Annotated in this window: 17 protein-coding genes; 8 read left to right on the top strand and 9 right to left on the bottom strand. The window is 58.9% G+C overall.

The window, feature by feature from the left end; translation table 11 throughout:
- Positions 1–4: 4 nt before the first annotated feature.
- The 3 genes from B9Z31_RS05210 to B9Z31_RS05200 are packed head-to-tail and all read right to left on the bottom strand — an operon-like array spanning position 5 to position 3,190.
- Positions 5–1,603: a cryptochrome/deoxyribodipyrimidine photo-lyase family protein gene (locus tag B9Z31_RS05210; protein ID WP_100118508.1), complete on the bottom strand. Its 1,599-nt coding sequence runs from the start codon at positions 1,601–1,603 to the stop codon at positions 5–7.
- Complete coding sequence (locus B9Z31_RS05205; protein WP_100118507.1) at positions 1,600–2,166, bottom strand: hypothetical protein; 567 nt, start codon at positions 2,164–2,166, stop codon at positions 1,600–1,602. Before B9Z31_RS05205 ends, B9Z31_RS05210 begins: the two co-directional genes overlap by 4 nt.
- A 22-nt stretch (positions 2,167–2,188) precedes the next feature.
- Entirely contained in the window at positions 2,189–3,190 is a 1,002-nt protein-coding gene (locus B9Z31_RS05200; RefSeq protein ID WP_100118506.1) for a MerR family transcriptional regulator, read from the bottom strand.
- A gap of 128 nt (positions 3,191–3,318) precedes the next feature.
- On the opposite strand from B9Z31_RS05200, the gene B9Z31_RS05195 reads away from it, so the two are divergent.
- The 6 genes from B9Z31_RS05195 (at position 3,319) to B9Z31_RS05170 (ending at position 9,353) form a co-directional block, all read left to right on the top strand.
- Positions 3,319–3,813, top strand: coding sequence for an Rrf2 family transcriptional regulator (locus B9Z31_RS05195; RefSeq protein WP_100118746.1), 495 nt, complete (start codon positions 3,319–3,321; stop codon positions 3,811–3,813).
- Positions 3,814–3,985: 172 nt separating this feature from the next.
- Positions 3,986–4,774, top strand: a complete 789-nt coding sequence (locus tag B9Z31_RS05190) for a GNAT family N-acyltransferase (protein ID WP_100118505.1) — start codon at positions 3,986–3,988, stop codon at positions 4,772–4,774.
- On the top strand, positions 4,774–5,691 hold the full coding sequence (locus B9Z31_RS05185; RefSeq protein ID WP_233200760.1) for a UDP-2,3-diacylglucosamine diphosphatase: 918 nt from the start codon (positions 4,774–4,776) through the stop codon (positions 5,689–5,691). Before B9Z31_RS05190 ends, B9Z31_RS05185 begins: the two co-directional genes overlap by 1 nt.
- Positions 5,688–6,731, top strand: a complete 1,044-nt coding sequence (locus tag B9Z31_RS05180; RefSeq protein ID WP_100118504.1) for a glycosyltransferase family 1 protein — start codon at positions 5,688–5,690, stop codon at positions 6,729–6,731. Before B9Z31_RS05185 ends, B9Z31_RS05180 begins: the two co-directional genes overlap by 4 nt.
- A gap of 70 nt (positions 6,732–6,801) precedes the next feature.
- Positions 6,802–8,886 carry a polyphosphate kinase 1 gene (gene ppk1 / locus B9Z31_RS05175; protein ID WP_100118503.1) on the top strand — a complete coding sequence of 695 codons (2,085 nt, stop codon included), beginning with the start codon at positions 6,802–6,804 and terminating at the stop codon, positions 8,884–8,886.
- Between the two features lie 5 nt (positions 8,887–8,891).
- On the top strand, positions 8,892–9,353 hold the full coding sequence (locus tag B9Z31_RS05170) for a histidine phosphatase family protein (protein ID WP_100118502.1): 462 nt from the start codon (positions 8,892–8,894) through the stop codon (positions 9,351–9,353).
- Between the two features lie 3 nt (positions 9,354–9,356).
- On the opposite strand, the gene B9Z31_RS05165 is transcribed toward B9Z31_RS05170, so the two are convergent.
- The 5 genes from B9Z31_RS05165 to B9Z31_RS05145 all read right to left on the bottom strand — a co-directional run bounded on the left by B9Z31_RS05165 (position 9,357) and on the right by B9Z31_RS05145 (position 14,299).
- A complete protein-coding gene (locus B9Z31_RS05165; RefSeq protein WP_233200758.1) occupies positions 9,357–9,872 on the bottom strand; it encodes a hypothetical protein in 516 nt (171 codons plus the stop codon).
- Positions 9,873–9,985: 113 nt separating this feature from the next.
- Positions 9,986–11,488: an exopolyphosphatase gene (gene ppx / locus B9Z31_RS05160; RefSeq protein ID WP_100118501.1), complete on the bottom strand. Its 1,503-nt coding sequence runs from the start codon at positions 11,486–11,488 to the stop codon at positions 9,986–9,988.
- 129 nt (positions 11,489–11,617) lie between these two features.
- Complete coding sequence (locus tag B9Z31_RS05155; RefSeq protein WP_100118743.1) at positions 11,618–11,950, bottom strand: helix-turn-helix transcriptional regulator; 333 nt, start codon at positions 11,948–11,950, stop codon at positions 11,618–11,620.
- 23 nt (positions 11,951–11,973) lie between these two features.
- Positions 11,974–13,254 (bottom strand): organoarsenical effux MFS transporter ArsJ, encoded by a 1,281-nt coding sequence (arsJ, locus tag B9Z31_RS05150; protein ID WP_100118500.1) that lies wholly within the window; start codon positions 13,252–13,254, stop codon positions 11,974–11,976.
- 1 nt (position 13,255) lies between these two features.
- Positions 13,256–14,299 (bottom strand): ArsJ-associated glyceraldehyde-3-phosphate dehydrogenase, encoded by a 1,044-nt coding sequence (locus B9Z31_RS05145; protein ID WP_100118499.1) that lies wholly within the window; start codon positions 14,297–14,299, stop codon positions 13,256–13,258.
- 350 nt (positions 14,300–14,649) lie between these two features.
- On the opposite strand from B9Z31_RS05145, the gene B9Z31_RS05140 reads away from it, so the two are divergent.
- Positions 14,650–15,252 carry a hypothetical protein gene (locus B9Z31_RS05140; protein ID WP_143473814.1) on the top strand — a complete coding sequence of 201 codons (603 nt, stop codon included), beginning with the start codon at positions 14,650–14,652 and terminating at the stop codon, positions 15,250–15,252.
- Positions 15,253–15,340: 88 nt separating this feature from the next.
- Here the strand turns inward: B9Z31_RS05140 and B9Z31_RS05135 are convergent, their stop codons facing one another.
- On the bottom strand, positions 15,341–17,554 hold the full coding sequence (locus B9Z31_RS05135) for a PhoX family phosphatase (RefSeq protein ID WP_100118497.1): 2,214 nt from the start codon (positions 17,552–17,554) through the stop codon (positions 15,341–15,343).
- A 170-nt stretch (positions 17,555–17,724) separates the two neighbouring features.
- Here B9Z31_RS05135 and B9Z31_RS05130 point away from each other — a divergent pair, with 170 nt between their 5' ends.
- Positions 17,725–19,950, top strand: a complete 2,226-nt coding sequence (locus B9Z31_RS05130) for a PhoX family phosphatase (protein WP_100118496.1) — start codon at positions 17,725–17,727, stop codon at positions 19,948–19,950.
- The last annotated feature ends 73 nt before the right edge of the window (positions 19,951–20,023 follow it).

Below are 20,023 nucleotides of genomic sequence, written 5' to 3'. Positions count from 1 at the left end.
ATTTTTAAAAATCAAAGCCCAGCTGATTGCTGGCTGGGGTCTTGTCTGAAGAGGACATGGCCGACTTTCGGCGGCCGGTCTTGGGGTTGTCCGGGTCGCGGATGAACACGTCACGTTGTGCGCCGTTGCCATGTTGGCGCGAAGCGTGTTTCTCGACGATGGCTTTTTTGCCTGCCTTCACACCGGGTTCGGCCCGGCGCTCGTGCAGCGCGGCTTTGGAGTTGCGCGTGGCCTCTGCCAAATCCACCACCGGCAGGGGAATGTCATCGTCTGGCCCACTGCCCACGGTCAGGCCACAGTGGCGTTGCACCTCAGGCGGCATGCGCCAAGGCTCAAACAGCCAGGTGTCGGGCACGCGGCGCATGTGGGGCAGCCAGCGGCGCACAAAAATGCCTTTGGGGTCGTGGTCTTGCGCTTGCTTGATGGGGTTGTACACCCGTGTGGTGTTGATGCCGGTGGTGCCCGACTGCATTTGCAGCTGGCTCCAGTGGATGCCGGGCTCGTAGTCCAGAAACTGCGTGGCCAGCCACTGGCCCACCGGCCGCCAGTCCAGCCACAGCGGGTAAGCCGCCACCGACACCAGCATGGCACGCATGCGGAAGTTCAGCCACCCGGTTTGGTAGAGCATGACCACGCAAGCATCCACCATGGGCCAGCCGGTGCGGGCCGAGGTCAGGGCCGCAAAGTGGGCATCGTTCCAGCCGTCTTCGCGCAAGCCGTCGTAACCCCGGTGCATGTTGCGCCACTCGATTTCGGGCTCGCTTTCGAGCTTCTGGATGAAATGGCAATGCCAATACAAACGGCTGATGAAGCCGATGAGTCCGGCGCGGTGCCTGCTGGCTTGTGGGGGCAGGGCATCGAGCGCAGCGCGTGTGCTTTGCACCACTTCGCGCAGGCTGATGCAGCCATAAGCCAGGTAAGCCGACAAGCGAGAACACGCCGTGGGCGATGACAGTGGCGACGAGATGCCGCCCCGGTAACCCAGCGCCCGCGCATCCAAAAAACTGTGCAAGGTCTCGAGCGCCTGGCTGCGCCCACCCCGTTGACGCTCAGGCGGGTTGTGCTGCAGGCCGGGCGGCGGCGTCATGCGCTCGGGCCCTTGGCTGAGGGGGGGATTGAAAAATTGCACCGCAGGCACAAACGCTTGCGGTGCCGCCATGTGCGCCTCCCAGCGGGCTTGCCAGGTGCTGCGGCTTTTCAAGCGCCGCACCACGCCGAACTGCGGCAACTCGGTCCAACCCACACCCGCACTGCGGCACCACGCGGCCACTTGCAGATCGCGCGCGTAGGTGAAGGCGTTGCCGATTTCTTCGTGTGCCACCAATTCTGTGAACGGCGCTTGCGTGTGCAGGGCGGCCAGCACCTGCACCGCAGGCCCCACACGCACTTGCAAGCCGCCGCCCAGCGCTTGAAGCGCACGGTCCAGCTCGGTCAGAGATTCGCGCACAAACTCAAAGTGTTGCAAGGCCGCATCGGGCTGCGCCCAAAGACCGGGCTCGACGATGTAGAGGGCCAGCACGGGTCCACCTGCCGCCGCATGCGCCAGTGCCGCGTGGTCATGCACGCGCAAGTCGCGTTTGAACCAAACAAGCCGGTACGTCATGGACGGTCTGTCCTGGTCACATCCACCGGGCCCAAGCCACCGGGCCCTTGGCCGTAGCGGCTCTGGTCGATCGCAAAGCAAGCCAACAGGGTTTCGGGCACATCAGGCGCTTGCTGCCGCAAGTAACGGCGCACGAAGTCAGCCGCATGCCAAGGCGCGGTAGAGCCGCTCCAAACGGCGCGGTCCTGAATGCGCCATGCGCCCGCCGACTGGCGCAGCACCACGATGCTGGGGTTCAGGGTTTTGAAAGTCACCTCGGCCATGGCCCAGTCGCCTTGCGTTTGCACTTGCACAAGTTGTGCCTCCAGCGAGTCGGGCAGACTGTGTTGTTGGATGGTTCTCAGCAACTCGCCCATGGCAGGGTCTGGCGCTTCATTTCTTTCAGGCCTTGGACATGGGGTGCGCCAACGGCGCCATTGCTCGGACGCCCATCCCCGGGCATCCACCACCCGGCCACTGACCTCCAGCAAAGTGCCGTGGTCATGTGGCACCCAGTGGATGTGGCTGTCCAAGACCAACAGGCCCGAAATGCTCAAAAGGGTGGCGGCAACGTGGCGTTTCATGGCGGGCTGTGACGCGCCTCTTTCAAGGCAGGTCTTGCAGAGAAATACCTTCGTGTGTCGCCACCATGCGCAAAGCGTCTTCGAAGAGCGCCCTGGCCGTGGCCGCCATGGTGTTCAACTGAGCGTGCAAGTCCTTGTCTTTGGGGCTTTGGTTCAGGCACTCGCGGCTGTAGTCTTCAAACCGCCCGAGTTGACCGATGAGTTCCGCCACATGGCGTGGGCATTCGCACAGCACTTGGCTGGGGATGTTTGCCACCCTTTGCAAAACCGCATCTGAAAATTGCCGCGCTGGAATGGGCTGGTTGTTGTCCCCCCATGCACGCACGTGCGCGACAGGCGCAGGCCGAGCGCTTTGGACAATCTCTGCCAAAGTCGCATCGTCCAAGGTGTTGCGGTGGACCAGGCACGAAGCGTTGGACAAATAGGCCAGGGCATTCTTCTGACCAAAACCGTAAAGCACCACCGTGCGCCTGACGCCGAGTCGTTCAGCGAGCGCCACCAGTTTTTGGGCAGCCTGATCGTTCAAGCTGTTGACCGACACCATCAACACATCCAGAGGGGCCTCCAAGCGCCATTGGCTGGCCTCCTCCAGATTGGCCCCGATCTGCTGGATGGGGAGCGCTTGACCAGTTCTGTGCGTTTGGAATTGCGCAGATTGGAGCCGTTCGGCCAGTGCAAGACCCACCACGCCCCATGCGAGGGTCGAAGGTGCGGGCATGGCTTGGGCGGGCGTGCTGCGGTGTTGCGCCGTGCGGCCCAGGTCGGCGCTGGTTTGCAACAGTTGTTGCAGTTGAGCGTTGTCCAAGCCCGCGATCAAGCGAATGCCGTGGCCCTGCCCGGTCAGTGTCTTCAACAAAGCCGCCTTGTGCAGATCCTCGTCGTTGTAGAGCCGGTGTTGTCCCTGCGACGTAGCGGGGGAGAAGGCCTTGTAACGTGTCTGCCAAATGCGCAGCGTGGGAACAGGGACACCGCTGATCTTGGAGACCGCACCAATGCGGTAAAGCGCGGGAGGAGTGGCGAGCATGTGGGAGTTTTGTTTATGTATTGAGTAGATATTTTAGATTAAATTCAGAAAAAATTCAAATAAATTACATTTTGAGTGGATTTAAATGCGTGAAGTTATACAATGGCCACACAACAGAGGAGCACCCCATGATCTTGAAGAAAACAGCCAAAGCCGTCGACATTGCGGTTTTCATCACTTCGCGTTCGGCGGTGGAGCCGGTGACCACCGAGGAAATTGCCTCGGGTCTGGGTTTGTCCTCTTCTTACACCGAGTCCATCCTGAAAGAGTTGCGCGAAGCCGGTTTGATTCGGGCTCACCGTGGACCTGGGGGCGGCTACCAAATTCGCGGCAACCCTGAAGACATCACACTGTGGGATGTGGTCAAACACTTTGAAGTGCTGCACAGTTTTGATGAGGTGTACCCCGACGACACCCATCCGATGAAAGCCCTGGAGGCCGACATTCAGCGCCACCTGCAACAGGCACTGGCTTCCCAAACTTTGGACGATGTGGCCATCCCCTTCATGCCCCGCGACGCCCGCGTGTCCTCCATGCTCGGCCAGTTCCGCTTGAAACCGCTGCCTGCACCGGTCATGCCCAAAGCGCCCAACTCGGTGTTCCAGTTGAGCATGATGCTTTGATGCCTGTGGAAAGCCTTCTCGCCTTTTTCACCGTCACGGAAATTTAACGAAAAAGACTTTTTCATGTCACTGCCTTTGGGGACCATCAGCGCATGGATTCCAAGGAGGCCCGAGCGTGAAAGAGTTGACCCATCCTGTATTCGTATCTGCGCCAGCCAGTGCGCCCCAGCCCATGGGTTCATCCGGGCAGCTCAGCCCGGGCGTTGAATTTTCGGCGCGACCCGACAAAAAAGCCCTGGTCGTGACCTGGGCCCGTCACCAAGACGAAGTTCGCGAAGCACAAAAACTCCGCTTTGAAGTGTTCGGTACCGAAATGGGTGCCCGTTTGTCCACCCTGGTGCCAGGTCATGACGTGGACTTGTTCGACGACTACTGTGAGCATTTGCTCGTCAAGCAAGCGCAGACGGGCCAAGTGATCGGGACCTACCGCGTGCTCACCCCAGCCCAGGCCAAGCGGGTGGGCAGCACCTACAGCGATACAGAGTTTGACTTGACACGCTTGCGCGACATGCGCAAGCGCATGGTCGAGTTGGGCCGAAGCTGTGTGCACAGGGATCACCGCCACGGGGGTGTGGTCATGGCCCTTTGGGGTGCTTTGTTCGAGTTCATGGACCGCAACCGTTTGGACACCATGATGGGTTGCGCGAGCATTCCCATGCTGCACAACGGTGTCGTCAGTGGCGACGTGGCGGCCAGCATCTGGCACCAACTGCGCCAGACCCATTTGGCAGACATCCAATACCATGTGCGCCCCCGCTTGCCGCTGCCGGTGGAGGCCTTGGACCACAAGCTGCCCATCGCCCCACCCGCGCTGATTCGCGGCTATTTGAAACTGGGTGCCAAAGTCCTGGGTGCACCCGCTTGGGATCCCGACTTCAACACGGCCGACTTGCCGATGATGATGAGAACCGCAGATTTGCCCGCGCGTTACCGCAAGCATTTTTTCCCGGACATGCCCTGATGGCCTCGCTCAGCCCCTTACCCCAGCAGATGCTGCTGAAAACGCCTTTGGCCAGTTTGCCCGAGGCATTTTTGGGTGCATCTTTGTCCAGCGGGCAGGAGCCCGCATCGCACGACGATGACGATGTGCCGCCTGGCCAGCCCAGGCTGCGTGCCATTTTTATTTCAGACCTGCACATCGGCACGCCCGGGTTTCAGGCCGAGGCTTTGCTGGATTTTTTGAAGCACCACCCGAGCGATGTGCTGTATTTGGTGGGCGACATCGTGGACGGCTGGCAGCTGCGCAGGCGTTGGTTTTGGCCGCAAAGCCACAACGATGTGGTGCAAAAATTGTTGCGCCGCGCCCGCAAAGGTTGCCGTGTGATTTATGTCCCGGGCAACCACGATGAGTTTGCCCGGCACTTTGTCGGCCATGCTTTCGGAGGCGTGGAGGTCGAGCATGACACCACCCACATCACCGCCACGGGCATGAAACTCTGGGTGGTGCATGGCGACCACTTTGATGGCGTGATCCAGTGCGCCAAGTGGTTGGCCTATGTGGGCGATTGGTTGTACGAGTTGACCTTGCGGCTCAATCGGCACCTGAACAGTTTCAGGGCGCGCATCGGGCTCGAATACTGGTCTTTGTCGGCCTACCTCAAGTTGAAAGTCAAAAAAGCGGTGAATTTCATCAGCGACTTTGAGGTGGCCGTGGCCCAAGAGGCCAAACGCCGGGGCTTTGATGGCGTGGTCTGCGGACACATTCACCATGCTGAAATCAGGGATGTGAACGGCACCTTGTATTGCAACGATGGCGATTGGGTCGAAAGTCGAACCGCTTTGGTTGAACACATGGATGGCCGTCTGGAAATCGTCTATTGGGGCGCACAGGCGGTGGTCGTGAACCGCGCGCCTGCCGTGGAGGCGGTGGCGGCATGAAGTTGGCCCTGATCACCGACGCTTGGCACCCGCAGATCAATGGCGTGGTGACCACGCTGCATGAACTGGTGGAGGCTTTGGGCCCGATGGGTGTGCAGGTCAGTGTGTTGCATCCCGGGCAATTCAAAAACCGTCCATGCCCCGGCTATGCGGGCATAGACCTGGCGGTTCGCCCTTACAAAGCCTTGGCAGCCATGCTCGATGCCTTGCAGCCGGAGGCGGTCCACATTGCCACCGAAGGCCCCTTGGGTTGGGCCGCCCGCAAGCATTGCCTGAAAAGGGGTTGGAAATTCACCACGGCTTTTCACACCAAGTTTCCTGAAATCTTGAAAGCCGCACTTCGCGTCCCCTTGTTTGTGGGGTATGGCTTGTTTCGACACTTCCATCGACCGTCCTCAGGGGTGATGGTGCCGACACACGGTGTGCTCGACATGCTGAAAAGTCGAGGCTTTCAAGCTCTCAAGCCATGGACGCACGGCGTCGACCTGGGTTTGTTCGAACACCACGCGCAACCCTTGGACATCCCGGAACTGAAAGGCCATGCGCGGCCTTACGCCCTGTATGTGGGCCGTGTGTCTTACGAAAAAAACATCGATGCCTATTTGGACCTGAAGTTGCCCGGCACCCAGATTGTTTGTGGTGTGGGGCCTTTGGAAGAGCAACTCAAATCGCGTTACCCCAAGGTGTTGTGGATGGGTGTGCTGCCTCGTCACAAGTTGGCCAAGGTCTACGCGGCTGCCGATGTGTTCGTGTTTCCATCGCGCAACGAAACGTTTGGTTTGGTCATGCTCGAAGCCATGGCGTGTGGCACGCCGGTGGCCGCCTACCCGGTCGATGGTCCCCTGCAGGTCTTGGGGGGGTCTGAGGGCCAAGTGCAGGGCGGTGTGCTCTCTGAAGACCTGAGGGCGGCCGTGGAGGGGTGTCAAGCGGTGAGCCGGTCTGAAGCCAGGCAAAGAGCCGAAGCGTTTGGTTGGCCCAAGACGGTCGAACTCTTTGTGAAAAACCTGGTTCCCATTTCGACAAATCAGACAGGGCGCTGATTCACAAATTTGTCATCAAATTGACATGACGCTTTCTTAGAATGATTTTCAAATTCATTCATACTGAGCCATGCCTCATTCAACACACGTGACAAACTCCGAAAACAACCACGCCGCACTGCTGGATCGGGATCTGAGCATCTTGGCATTCAACGAACGTGTGCTGGATTGGGCGCACCGTCCGGAAGTGCCTGTCCTCGAGCGTTTGCGCTATTTGTGCATTGTGTCCTCCAATTTGGACGAGTTTTTTGAAGTGCGGGCAGAGCCCCATGTGATGGGCAGTTTGCAGGGCATCAAATCGGGCCCGTACACCCAAGCTTCTTTGTCTGCGTTGGCAGACAAAACCAGTGCCATGATTGCGCGGCAGTACGCCTTGTACAACGACGAACTGCTGCCCACCTTGCAGCGCAATGGTTACCGAATCCTGTCGCACAACGAGCGCAGCGCTGCCCAGCGCCAATGGGTCCGCAGTTACTTTCAGCGCGAGGTCCAGCCCTTGCTGGTGCCTGTGGGTCTGGACCCTGCGCACCCCTTTCCTCAGGTGGCCAACAAGTCCTTGAACTTCATTGTGCAGTTGTCGGGCAAAGACGCTTTTGGCCGCTCGAACGAAATTGCCATTGTCAAAGTCCCTCGCGTCTTGCCTCGCTTGATCCCATTGCCTGCACGCGTCTGCGATGGCACAACTGCTTTTGTCCTGCTCTCCAGTGTCATTCGGGCCCACCTCGCTGAGTTGTTCCCTGGGCGAGAAGTGGGTCAGTTTTCTCAATTCCGGGTCACACGCAATTCAGATTTGGCGGTCGACGAAGACGAGATCGCCAACTTGCGCATGGCTTTGCGTCAAGGCTTGGAGCACCGCAATTACGGTCAAGCGGTTCGCTTGGAAGTCTCGGCCAACTGCGCGCCCAAATTGGCCGAATTTTTGCGCAAAGAATTCCAACTGCCCGAATCGTCAGTGTTCAAGGTCAACGGCCCCGTCAATCTTGTCCGGTTGATGCAGCTGATTGATTTGGTCAACGCCCCCGAGTTGCTCTTTCCGCCCTACAAAGCCAGCTTCCCGGCACAGCTGCCGCAGCACGGTTCAATTTTCACGCGCCTCAAAGCGGGCGATGTGATGATTCACCAGCCCTTTGAGACCTTCGATGGTGTGCTGGCCTTTTTGCGTGAAGCCGTCATGGACCCCAACGTCTTGGCCATCAAGCAAACCATTTACCGTGCAGGCAGTGATCCGACCATGATGGATTTGCTCCGAGAAGCGGTGCGCCGAGGCAAAGAAGTCACCGCTGTGGTGGAGCTCAAAGCCCGATTTGACGAAGAGGCCAACATCAATTGGGCAGAGAAGCTCGAATCGATTGGCGTGCAGGTGGTGTATGGGATTGTGGGCCTCAAAACCCACGCCAAGATGCTGTTGATCACCCGTCGCGAGGGCCGCGCCCTCAAGCGGTACGGCCATTTGTCAACCGGCAACTACAACCGCCGCACGGCTTCGCTGTACACCGACATCAGCTACCTCACGGCCGATCCCTTGATCACGGCCGATATGGACCAGTTGTTCAGCCACTTGGCCAGCCAAAGCCGCTTGCCCAAAATGAAACGCCTGCTGGTGGCCCCATTCCATTTGCACGCGGACATGGTTGAGCGCATTGCAGCGGCGGGTGATGCCGCCTCGCGTGGCTTGCTCGGTCGGATCGTCATCAAGATGAATGCCTTGACCGACGTGCCTTTGATTGAAGCGCTTTTGAAGGCAGGCCAACAAGGCGCCAAGATCGATTTGATTGTGCGGGGTGCTTGCATGCTGCCTGCCCGTGTGGCGGGCTTGAGTGAGAACATCCGCGTGCGCTCGGTCATCGGCCGCTTTTTAGAGCACTCCCGTGTGTTCTATTTTTGCGCGGGGCAAACTGAATCGCTCTACCTGTCGAGTGCCGACTGGATGAGCCGCAACATGACGCGCAGGATCGAGTTGGCGTGGCCGGTGAATGACCCTGCCCTGCGCCAGCGCATCATCGACGAATGTTTGATCGCCTACCTGCACGACCGCCGTGACGCTTGGGACTTGGCCTCTGACGGCCAGTACCACCGCGTGGATTTGACCGGTCCGGGCCATGGCGCACAAAACGCTTTGATGCAACGCTACAGTGCAGCCCCCCTCAAGGACTGAAGACCATGGACCTGATTGTTTGGCGACATGCCGAAGCCTTCGAGGCGGAACCCGGCGAGGATGACATGAACAGGGTCTTGACCCCGCGCGGCAAAAAGCAAGCTGAGCGCATGGCGGTGTGGCTGGAAAGCCAATTGCCGCAAGGCACGCGCGTGCTCAGCAGTCCCGCGGTGCGGGCCGAACAAACAGTGCGGGTATTGGGGCGCAAATACAAAGTGCGCGATGCTTTGTCACCCGGCGCTTCGGTGGCCGATGTGTTGGAAACAGCCGGTTGGCCGGATGCCAAATACCCCGTGTTGGTGGTGGGCCATCAACCCACATTGGGGGCGGTGATGGCCCAACTGCTGGGCATGTCAGAGCCCGCTTGCAGCATCCGCAAGGGGGCTGTGTGGTGGGTGCGCAGACGAAACCGGGAAGGGCAAGGCCAAACATTGCTGCAGGCCGTGCTCTGCTCCGATCGCCTCTGAGTATCAGGACTTGGCAGGACGCCCTGTCTTGATGGTGGGCACGCTGGCCAGCGCTTTCTTGAAGGCGGCATCGTTCATGCTGGTCAGCGCTTGCAAGCCTGCGCGGATCAATTCGCTCTTCTTGATCTCCACGCCCAAGGTCAGCGCACGCTTTTTGGACTCTCCGATTTGCAGAAGTTCACTTTTGGGGATGGTGAAACTGTCGCGCACCACTTTGACTTTTTTGTCTTTCAAAGGCTTGGCTGGGCTGGCGGAGGGCTTGGGTGCAGCCGTTTTTGCTTTGACTGGCGCAGTGGCAGGTGCTGTGGCCGCTTGAGTGGTTTTGGCGGGTGCTGCTGCTTTGGGAGCAGCTTTGGGAGCAGCTTTGGGAGCAGCTTTGGGAGCAGCTTTGGGAGCAGCTTTGCGCACGGCCTTGCTGGGCGTGGCTGGGCTCGCGGCTTTGAGCGGTGCGGCTTGGCGTGGGGCTGCTTTTTGGGTTGTTGTGGCGACCTTGGCTTTGGCGGGGGTAGGGGTGTTCATCAAAAAACTCTCGAAATTAACGGTGCATACAGTTTATACAGTTGTACCATTTTTGGCAAGTGCCCCGTGCCCCAGTACCCACCAAGCCTTCGCAGGCGCCGCCGCGCAGACCTTCAATCCGTTTGAACCTGCAAGCCCCAGTCGGTTTTGAACCAGGCATTTTTCTCTTCACGCAGCAGGTGCGCCGATTGCGGCCACAGTTCGGCCCAGTCCGACTGGAGGGTCAAATGCGTGGTGCGTCGATGCTGATCGCACGCCATGCTCAGGCCTGACAGGTCTGGATCGCGGCGGGCATGGCACAAAATGACCGCGATGCGCAGCGCCATGAGTTGCAGCACAAAGCTGGCGTCCTCGAGTTCGGACTCCAGTTTGCGCAGCTTGCCACGGTGCCCCAAGACCAATTGGCTCAGGCGGTGCAATTCGTCCATGGTGAAACCTTGCAAGTCGGTGTTGTCCAAAATGTAGGCACCGTGCTTGTGGTAATCGCTGTGCGATATGCGCATGCCAATTTCGTGCAATTGGCAAGCCCAATGGAGCTTTTGCATATACCGCTGACGCTCTGCAGCGGGGGTGACCGTGGTTTCTGGAATCAGCGTTTGCAGCAGGTGTTGGGCGGTTCGCGAAACGCGCTCAGCCTGCAACTTGTCTGTGCCAAAGCGCTGCGCCAAAGCGTCCACCATGGACGAGCGCACATCGTGCATGCCTTCGCGGTCAATCAGGTCAAACAAGGCGCCGTGGCGAAGCGCACCTTGTGCCACGTGCATCTCGTCAATTTGCAGCAAGTCAAACACCGCTTGCAAAACGGCCAAACCACCGCCAATGACGGGTTTGCGGTCTTCTTTGACGCCATCGAGGCGCAGGTTGTCGGGCTTTTGTGCTTTGAGCAAACGGTCTTTCAGCCAGGCCAAACCCTCCCGTGTGATCAAACCTTCCTGCCAGCCTGCAGCGGTCAACACATCGGACACGGCCCCTGCGGTGCCAGAGGAGCCGTAGCACTTGTCCCAATGCTGGCGGTTGAACAACAACTGGGCTTCGTCCAACACCGCTTTGGCCGCAATCTCAGCGGCTTTGAAAGCGGCGCTTGTCCACAAACCATCCTGGAAATACTTCATGGACCACCCCACGCTGCCCACCCTGTAAGACTCCAAGGTGGTCGCGTGTTCATGCTGGCCCAAAATCATTTCGGTCGACCGACCGCCAATGTCCACCACCAAGCGACGCTCATTGGACTGAGGCAACAAGTGCGAGACGCCCAAATAAATCAGTCGTGCTTCTTCGCGTCCGGCAATCACCTCGATGGGAAAGCCCAGCATGCGTTTGGCCTTGGCCAAAAACTCGTCGCGGTTGCGTGCTTCGCGCAGTGTTTGGGTGGCCACTGCGCGCACCTGGTTGGGTTTGAACCCGGAAATCCGCTCGCCAAAGCGGGCCAAACACTCCCAGCCCCGCGTCATGGCGTCTTCGGTCAGGTTGCGCTCTGCATCCAAGCCATTGCCCTGCCGCACGGTTTCTTTGATGTATTCCACCCGCCGCAATTGACCGGCATCCATCTGACCTATCTCCAGCCGGAAACTGTTCGACCCCAGGTCGATGGCGGCGTAAAGAGACTTGGTTTGCATGCAGTGGGACCAGCGTTGACAGATAAAGGCCAGATTATGTGACGGAATTGTGAAGGTGTGATGACAGGGTGGGCTGTTCCACCTTGTTCCAGCCTGCCCTGGTCGCTGCCCTGTTGGGGTGATGGGTGCTCAGCAACTGTCCGATTCGCAAGTCAGATTGAGGGGGTCGCCGCAGGGCACCCCTTGGCAGCAATGGGCGGTCAAAAAATCCATCAGGCTTTGCATGGCGGCCAGATCGGCGCGGTAGCGCAAAAAGCGGCCTTCGCGTTGCACGCTGACCAGTGCCGCGTGGTGCAATTCTTTGAGGTGAAAAGACAGCGTGTTGGCTGGAATGTCCAGTGCCAAAGACAACTGCCCGGGTTGAATGCCCTCGGGGCCTGTGCCCACGATGGCGCGAAACACTTTGAGGCGCGAGCTTTGCGCCAAAGCCGCCAAGGCCTTCACTGCCACGTCTTCGTCCATGGCGTTGAACAAAGAAATAGGGTTCATGGTGTGACTTCTTGGTTTGACGTGTGTGTGAGCAAGCCCATGGGCAAACGCAGTGTCGCCAGCCAGCACAAGAGCAGCATCAAGGCTGAGCCAAGGAGTGCGTACAGGAGGCCACCCCATTGGTACAGCAAACCTGACAGCAGCGTGCCCATGAAGCGGCCCAGCGCGTTGGCGGCGTAATAAAAACCCACGTCTTCGGCTGCTTTTTCAGAGCCCGCATAGGCCAGCACCAAATAGCTGTGCACCGAAGAGTTGATGGCAAAAGCGAAGCCGAACAAACTCAGGCCCCCCACCACCCACCAGGGCAGCTGCGGCGCTTGCCAATACATGGCCGCTGCAATGCCCAGCGGAATGAGCGTGAGCACCGCCGACCACCAGCGTGCTGCGGGCACCTCGCGGCTCAGGCCATCGGCGCTGCGGCGCACGATCTGTGGCGCCAGCGCTTGCACCAAGCCATAACCAATCGTCCAAGCCGCCAAAAAGCCGCCCACCATGGTGAAGGTCCAGCCCACGGAGTAGAGAAACACGGGCACACCCACCACAAACCACACATCACGCGCCCCAAACAAAGCCACGCGGGCGGCCGCCAAGGCGTTGATGCCCGGGTTTTTGGCAAACAGCTCTTTGGCCGAGCCCGATGCCTTGCTCTTGCCCATCATGGGTGGCAAGCTGCTCACCACTCCCACCAGCACCAGCGCCAAGAGACCCGACATGGCCCACAGCGAACCCTGAAACCCCAGCGTCTCCAGCAGCAAACCGCCCAAGAAAAAGCCAAAGCCCTTCATGGCATTTTTGCTGCCAGTGAACCAAGCCACCCACTTGAACAGCTGGCCGTTGCCTTGGTCTTTGGCTTGCGCTTGAGTGATCTTGATGGCCGACTTGCTGGCCGTTTTGGTCAGGTCTTTGGCCACGCCGCAGACGCCTTGCGCCAACACCACCCAGGCCACCGACAGGGTCGCGGTCCACTCCGGTTGCAAGGCCGACAGCAAACCAAAGCCGATGATCTGCGTGACCAAGCCCACGGTGAGCATGCGGGCAATGCCAAAGCGCGTGGCCAGCCAGCCCCCAATCAGGTTGGCCAACACACCCGCACCTTCGTAGAGCAAGAACAAAAAGGCCAAGGTGAAGGGCGAGTAGCCCAGCTTGTAAAAGTGCAACAGCACCAACATGCGCAAAGCGCCGTCGGTCAGGGTGAAGCCCCAATACGCCGCGGTGACGATGCCGTATTGGCGTTCAGCGGCGGTGATGCCGCCCTGGGGGCGTTCAGCAGCGTTCATCTCAGATACCGACCTCGTTCATGTGGCAGGCCAGATCGACCATGCGGCAGGCGTAGCCCATCTCGTTGTCGTACCAAGCGTAAATTTTCAGCAGCGTGCCGTCGGTCACCAGGGTCGACAGCGCGTCCACGATGGCGCTGCGCGTGTCGCGGGCGTAATCCACGCTGACCAAGGGGCGGGGCTCATAACCCAAGATGCCCGCCAAGGGGCCACGGGCTGCAGCGGCAAACAAGGCGTTGACTTCTTCGGCGCTGGTTTCGCGCTTCATCTCGAACACGCAGTCGGTCAGCGAGGCATTGAGCACCGGGGCGCGCACCGCGTGGCCGTTGAGTTTGCCCTTGAGTTCGGGGTAAATCAGGGCGATGGCCGTGGCGCTGCCGGTGGTGGTGGGTGCCAGGCTCATCATGGCGCTGCGGGCGCGGCGCAAGTCTTTGTGCGGCGCATCGACCACCAAGTTGGTGTTGGTCGGGTCGTGGATGGTGGTGATTTGGCCGTGCTTGATGCCAATGGCCTCGTGCACCACTTTGACCACCGGGGCCAGGCAGTTGGTGGTGCAGGACGCGGCCGTGACGATGCGGTCTTTGGCCGGGTTGTACAGCGTGTGGTTGATGCCCACCACGATGTTCAGCACATCACCCACCTTGACGGGCGCGGCCACGATCACGCGCTTGGCGCCCCGGTCCAAGTGGCCTTGAATCGTTTCGGGCGTCAAAAATTTACCCGTGCATTCGAGCACCACGTCCACGCCCAGGTCACCCCAAGGGATGTCGGCCGGGTTGGCGTGAGACGAGAAACCCAAGGTGCGATCGCCGATGCGAATTTGGCTGTCGCCCTCGGCTTCGATGTGCTCGCGCCACTTGCCTTGCACGCTGTCAAAGGCCAGCAAGTGCGCGGTGGCCGCTGCGCCGCCTTTGAGCTCGTTCAGGTGCACCACCTCCAAGCGGTTGCCGGCGCGGGGGTCGTCCGACTGGCGCTCGGCAGCGCCCATGGCCGCACGCAAGGCCAAACGGCCAATGCGGCCCATTCCGTTGATTCCGACTTTCATGGCAACTCCATTTCTTCAATTCGATGACAGTCGAATTGTGAGGGGTGAATGTGACATTCGGATGACAAAGTGCACTGGTGGGACAAAGGCCTTGCCGATGTATGGCATGGCCTTTGTCGTCAAGCGGTCAAAGACAAGCACCACAATGGTTTAACGGTGTTGAAAGGGGAGCCATGTTCTCAATGGTGGGCTGCGTTCGGTGTGTGGGTCGGTTGGGCGTACATCCGTCACGGAGGTTTTGCACAACTGTTTTGTTGCTCGCTTGCGCAGGTGCGACCCAAGCGCAGACGGATCGCACTTTGGGCGATTGGCAGCTGAGTGCAGGTTGGCAGAATTACAGCGAAGCGAAAATGCAATTGAAAGGCCCTGAGTTGGGCTTGCACTGGCAAAGCCAGAGTTGGGGTCCCTACAGCTTGGAGGCCGATGCGCTACTTGGCCTGCAAGATTACAGCAGTGCGGAATCGGGTCGCATGAACCGCGTGCCCAATATTGACACCCGATGGCGTGCGTTCAGAGCACCTTCAAATCAACTGCAGTGGCAGTACGGCTTGGCATTGCACACACACGCCAACTTTTTGCGTGGCACAAGCAGTTTGGGTTTTGTCGGCTATGACCGACTGTCGACCCAATGGTGGTTGCCAGTTCGTTGGCAATCGGTCGGTGATCAGCGATGGATTGTCGATGCAGGTTGGCTCTTGTGGGGGGAGCATGTGTCCCGGTTGTCGCAAGCGAGTTCACGTTTCCAAGATGTGACCCATACCCAGCGCAAAGGCGCTTACGTTCGAATAAGTCAAAAATTCATCACCAGTCAGGGCGAACTCGAACCCTATGCGCGCTGGACTTGGGTGGATGATTCCAATGTGCAAATCATGCACGCGGCAGGACAACGCGTGGTCTCTTACGAGCCAGAAAACACCAGGCTGCAAGTGGGGGTCAAGTGGCGGTTTCGATGAAGTGAATGCACCAAACCTGTGAGCCTCTGAAAAAAGCCCCCACCTCAGACGAGATGGGGGCTGGTTTTTCACCTCATGGTGATGTGGTTCAAGACAAGGTGAAGTCGGTGCCAATCACACCGCCGTCGATGCGTGTCAGCACGATGGTCGCCGAACGAGGACGTCCGCTTTTGGCGGTGGTGGGCGTGGCGGGGTTGCCATTACCGGTGCTGCTGTAAGGCCAGCTGCTGACAGGATTGCTGATAGACGTTCCCGGGTAAGACGAGCTGCCTGTGCCCTCACCTGGGTGCTGGATGTTGATGAACAGGGCCTTGCCATCGTGGGTTTCGGTGATGCCAGTGATTTCACAATCAAGTGGCCCAGTCAGCAAACGCTTGAGTTGGCCCACTTTGCCCACGCGGGTGGTGACGGTCTGTGTTGCTGCGCCCACGGTGTTGACAACAGCGACAGAACTGCCGTCGCCCACTTGACCGGGAATGGCCGCCAAAAGCATGCACGTCGTGCCTTGGCCGTCGGTTTCGTTGGTAAATTGGCCGTCATCGGTCTGGATGTACATGATGCCGGTCTTTTCCGAGAACCACAAACCATCAGGACTCGACAGATAATTCTCGGCGGTCAAACCCGACAGGTTCACGTTGGCATTGTTCAGGTCATCGCTTTCAGCACCAAAAACGTAGATGTCCCAGTCAAATGTCAGCGCCGCAGGATTGCTGTTGTTCTCGCGCCAGCGGATGATGTGACCGTTCCAGTTTCCTGCGGTGCTGCCTGTACCCGAAGCATTGTCTGTGTAAGAACGTGGGTTGGATGCATTGGTGTCTGCAACGGGGCGCTTGCTTCGGCTGTTGGTGAGTGTGAAATACACCTCACCATTGGCTGGGTTCACCGCTCCCCACTCAGGACGGTCCATTTTGGTGGCGCCCACTTTGTCTGCGCACAAACGTGTGTTGAGGTAAGGGTCGGATGCGTCACCGAAGGTGAATGTGGTCGAAGAAGGCGCAGAGACCGTGCCACTCAAGCTCACGGTCAATTCCAACCACTGACCCGTGAAGTTTTCATTGAACTTGGCCACATACAACTTGCCAGCGTCCAAATACCGGTCACCTGCTGCCAATCCGCCGTTGATGTCCGATGCTCTCCAGTTGTTTGCAGAAACGAATTTGTAGATGTATTCGCCTTCCGAATCACAGCCCATGTAAAACACCACAGGCTTGCCCACAGTGACGGGGGCAACCCAAGCGCCTTCGTGCGCAAAGCGGCCCATGGCCGTGCGTTTTTTGGGTGTGCTGCCACTTGCAAACGGATCGATTTCCACGTTGAAACCGTAGGTGTTGCCCGCATTGCGGAAATCATCGGCAGCACTTGCACCGGTGATGGTGATGTCCCAGCGGTTGTAGTCATCGTCCGCTGTGCTCACCGAAGTCCAACGCTCGCGCCCAGATGAACTGGTGAGACCATTGCGAGCTTCGCTGGCCAATTCATTGGGGCTGCGGCCCGTCACGTTGCTGCGCTTGAAATAACCCGCGTAGTTTTCTTCGCAAGTCAGGTAGGTGCCCCAAGGGGTGTAGCCCGAGGCGCAGTTGTTGACCGTGCCGCGTGTCATGACGCCGGTGGGCGAGTACTTGGTTTTCAGCAAGTCGTGGCCACGCAGAGGTCCGGCGATGTCCATCGGGGTCAAGGTGGTGATGCGGCGGTTGAATGGGGAAGCCAGGTTGACCTGGAACGCACCATTGACCTTGTTCACTTCCACCACACTCACACCGTGCAGGCGGAACTCTTTTTGAACTTCATCGGGCACGGTGCGGTTACCCGTCGCAGGGGTTGGTCCATTGGCGTGTAAAAACAAAGGCGTGATGGCTTCGTGGTTGATGCACAGAATGCCTTTGTCCGAAACACTTTCGCTCCATTTGCTGTTGCTGCCCATACCGAAAAAGTACATCCCATCGTGGTGATCGCCAGAGCGAAAATCAAACGACGCGGGTGTTTCGCTGCCATTGTTCAAATAAGCGGAGGTGGTGGCATTGATCGGGTCGCCGAGTTTGTACAACAACTCAACTTTGTACCCGTTGGCGACGGATACGCCGTCGTAGCTTTGATTCAATGGCGTGGCTGTGAAATTGAGGGCATTGGCTGGGTTGGCCGCTGCATTCACAATGGTGTCTCCGCCGCAACCTGCCAGGCCTAAGAAGGACAGGGCACTTAGGCCCAAGCCACCACGCAAAATGTTGCGGCGAGCGGGGTTGTCGATGGCTTTTTTCAGCACATCTTCAAAGTGAACGGACGGGTTGTTCATGTCGTTGGACATCGGGATCTCCTGGGTTGAAAAGCTTGATGCTTGCTATGAACCGTGATGGTTTGATGACGGTCAAAATTCCCAATCTGTTTCAGGGGGTTTTCGATGGCTGATGCGCTCAGCCCTTGTCATCATTTCTTCACCGAACTCACATCCAATGGTTATTTTTGAAAGGTGTACCCATGTCGCACAACCATGCCGATGATGTTTTCAACACGTCTGATAACCCCCATTTCCAAGACGTCTTGGCCCAATCGCTGCACAACCCCGCCCGCCGCGGTTTGTTGCGCGGTGGTCTGGGTTTGGCAGGTCTGGCCATGCTGCCAGGCTGTGCCAGCTTGACTTCGGGCATGGCGGCTTCGCCATCGGCTTTGGGTTTCCCCTCTGTCGAAAAGAGTTTGCTCGACAACGTGATGCTGCCGCCTGGTTACCAGTACAGCGTTTTGCACGCCACAGGCGATGCGCTCGATTCGGCCTTGGCCGCTTACTCCAACAAGGGCACCGAAGCCGACGACTGGTCGCGCCGGGTGGGCGATCACCACGATGGCATGGACATTTATTACATCGACGCCAACGGCCGCTACTCCGAGAAAGAAACAGGCCGTGCCGTGCTGTGTGTGAACCACGAGAGCTCTGCCGACGCGCATTTCATGCACCCCAACGGTCAGACGTCCAATGGCGTGAGTGGCAAGAAATTTGACCAGTTTGGGTCCTGGGACTTGGGTTCACGCCCGGAATTGGAAGTGCTCAAAGAAATCAACCACCACGGCATTTCTGTGGTGGAGATCGTCAAAACCCCTCAGGGCTGGCGCATCAAGCAAGACTCACCGCTGAACCGCCGCTTCACCGCCCAAACGCCTGCGCGCATCAGCGGCCCCCGCGCGCACATCGATGCAATTCGCAGCTTCATGGTCACACGCTGGGACACTGCCGGTGCCATGTCGCGCGGCACTTTGAACAACTGTGGCCATGGCAAAACCCCATGGGGCACCTATTTGGGTTGCGAAGAAAACTGGGCGTTTTATTTCCAGGCCACAGGCACAGGCACGGGGCTGTCTGCCAAAGAAGTCGCTGCTCGCCGCCGTTATGGCGTTGCATCGGCCGCTCCTGCGGCGGGTGTGCAAAAAGCCATCAGCCAAGGCTGGCACACCGTATCGGCCACCGACGACCGTTTCGCCCGTTGGAACCTGGCGGCCACCGGTGCCAATGCCGAGCGTGATTTCCGCAACGAAGCCAACACCTTTGGCTACAACTTTGAGATCGATCCGCTGGCCCCCAACGCCACACCCGCCAAGCGTGTGGCCATGGGGCGCTTCGCGCACGAAGCCGCTGTTTGTGGCGTGCCCAAGGCGGGCGAGCCTTTGGCGTTTTACATGGGCTGCGACTCGCGCAACGAATACATCTACAAGTTCGTGAGCACCGCCGTCTGGGATCCCCGCGATGTGGGCGGCGGCATGTTGGCCGGCGACAAATACCTGAGCGAAGGCAAGCTGTATGCGGCCCGTTTTGACGCCACAGGCCAAGGCGAATGGTTGGAGTTGAACATCGCCGACCCGCGCATTGCCAACCACAGTGCCTACAAGTTTTCCAATCAGGGCGATGTGCTGGTCAACGCCCGCTTGGCCGCCGATGCGGTGGGTGCCACCAAGATGGACCGTCCGGAGTGGGGCGCTGTCAACCACCGCAATGGCGAAATCTATTTCGCATTGACCAACAACAATGCTGCCAACCGCACTCCCACCCAAGTGGACGCGGCCAACCCACGTGCTTACATGGACCTGGATGGCAACAAAGGCATGGGCAACCCCAATGGCCACATCATCCGTTTCAAAGAAGCCGACAACAAGTCAAGCGCCAAAGCCTTTGCTTGGGACATCTTCTTGTTTGGCGCAGAAGAAGATGCGGGCGACGCCAATATCTCCGGACTCACGGCCAAAAATGCGTTCTCCTCCCCAGACGGCTTGTGGTTCAGCAAGGCCACTGGCATTTGCTGGATCCAAACCGACGATGGCGCCATGACCGACGAGACCAACTGCATGATGCTGGCGGCCATTCCGGGCCAGGTGGGCGACGGCGGCAAAGTGACCGTGAAAAACAAAATGGTGGTGGGTGGCGTGGCGCAATCCGGCACCCAAGAGACCTTTGTGGGTGCGGCTTTGGGAGAAGCCAAACTTCGCCGCTTTTTGGTGGCCCCCAAGGGCGCAGAAGTCACTGGCATCACCGAGACCGCAGATGGCCGCACTTTGTTCGTGAACATCCAGCATCCGGGTGAACTGTCCAAGCCTTTGTCCTCGGGCCAAGCACCCCAAAGCATGTGGCCGGGCAACCAAGGCTATGGCCAAGCCGGTCGCCCCCGTTCGGCCACGATCGTGATCACCCGCACAGATGGTGGTGTGATCGGTCTGTGAAGTCAGGGACCGGCCTGACACCGCTGTCAGATCAGCCTGCGCATCCTTGGGATTTTTGTCGATGGACAAGCCC

Source organism: Limnohabitans sp. G3-2 (genome assembly GCF_002778275.1).
In the GTDB taxonomy this organism is placed as follows: domain Bacteria; phylum Pseudomonadota; class Gammaproteobacteria; order Burkholderiales; family Burkholderiaceae_C; genus Limnohabitans_A.
This window is presented reverse-complemented; position numbering and strand designations above follow the sequence as displayed.

Coding starts and splice junctions, on each gene's coding strand:
- B9Z31_RS05210 (WP_100118508.1), bottom strand. CDS start 1,603: ATGACGTACCGGCTTGTTTGGTTCAAACGCGACTTGCGCGTGCATGAC.
- B9Z31_RS05205 (WP_100118507.1), bottom strand. CDS start 2,166: ATGAAACGCCACGTTGCCGCCACCCTTTTGAGCATTTCGGGCCTGTTG.
- B9Z31_RS05200 (WP_100118506.1), bottom strand. CDS start 3,190: ATGCTCGCCACTCCTCCCGCGCTTTACCGCATTGGTGCGGTCTCCAAG.
- B9Z31_RS05195 (WP_100118746.1), top strand. CDS start 3,319: ATGATCTTGAAGAAAACAGCCAAAGCCGTCGACATTGCGGTTTTCATC.
- B9Z31_RS05190 (WP_100118505.1), top strand. CDS start 3,986: ATGGGTTCATCCGGGCAGCTCAGCCCGGGCGTTGAATTTTCGGCGCGA.
- B9Z31_RS05185 (WP_233200760.1), top strand. CDS start 4,774: ATGGCCTCGCTCAGCCCCTTACCCCAGCAGATGCTGCTGAAAACGCCT.
- B9Z31_RS05180 (WP_100118504.1), top strand. CDS start 5,688: ATGAAGTTGGCCCTGATCACCGACGCTTGGCACCCGCAGATCAATGGC.
- ppk1 (WP_100118503.1), top strand. CDS start 6,802: ATGCCTCATTCAACACACGTGACAAACTCCGAAAACAACCACGCCGCA.
- B9Z31_RS05170 (WP_100118502.1), top strand. CDS start 8,892: ATGGACCTGATTGTTTGGCGACATGCCGAAGCCTTCGAGGCGGAACCC.
- B9Z31_RS05165 (WP_233200758.1), bottom strand. CDS start 9,872: ATGAACACCCCTACCCCCGCCAAAGCCAAGGTCGCCACAACAACCCAA.
- ppx (WP_100118501.1), bottom strand. CDS start 11,488: ATGCAAACCAAGTCTCTTTACGCCGCCATCGACCTGGGGTCGAACAGT.
- B9Z31_RS05155 (WP_100118743.1), bottom strand. CDS start 11,950: ATGGACGAAGACGTGGCAGTGAAGGCCTTGGCGGCTTTGGCGCAAAGC.
- arsJ (WP_100118500.1), bottom strand. CDS start 13,254: ATGAACGCTGCTGAACGCCCCCAGGGCGGCATCACCGCCGCTGAACGC.
- B9Z31_RS05145 (WP_100118499.1), bottom strand. CDS start 14,299: ATGAAAGTCGGAATCAACGGAATGGGCCGCATTGGCCGTTTGGCCTTG.
- B9Z31_RS05140 (WP_143473814.1), top strand. CDS start 14,650: ATGCAATTGAAAGGCCCTGAGTTGGGCTTGCACTGGCAAAGCCAGAGT.
- B9Z31_RS05135 (WP_100118497.1), bottom strand. CDS start 17,554: ATGTCCAACGACATGAACAACCCGTCCGTTCACTTTGAAGATGTGCTG.
- B9Z31_RS05130 (WP_100118496.1), top strand. CDS start 17,725: ATGTCGCACAACCATGCCGATGATGTTTTCAACACGTCTGATAACCCC.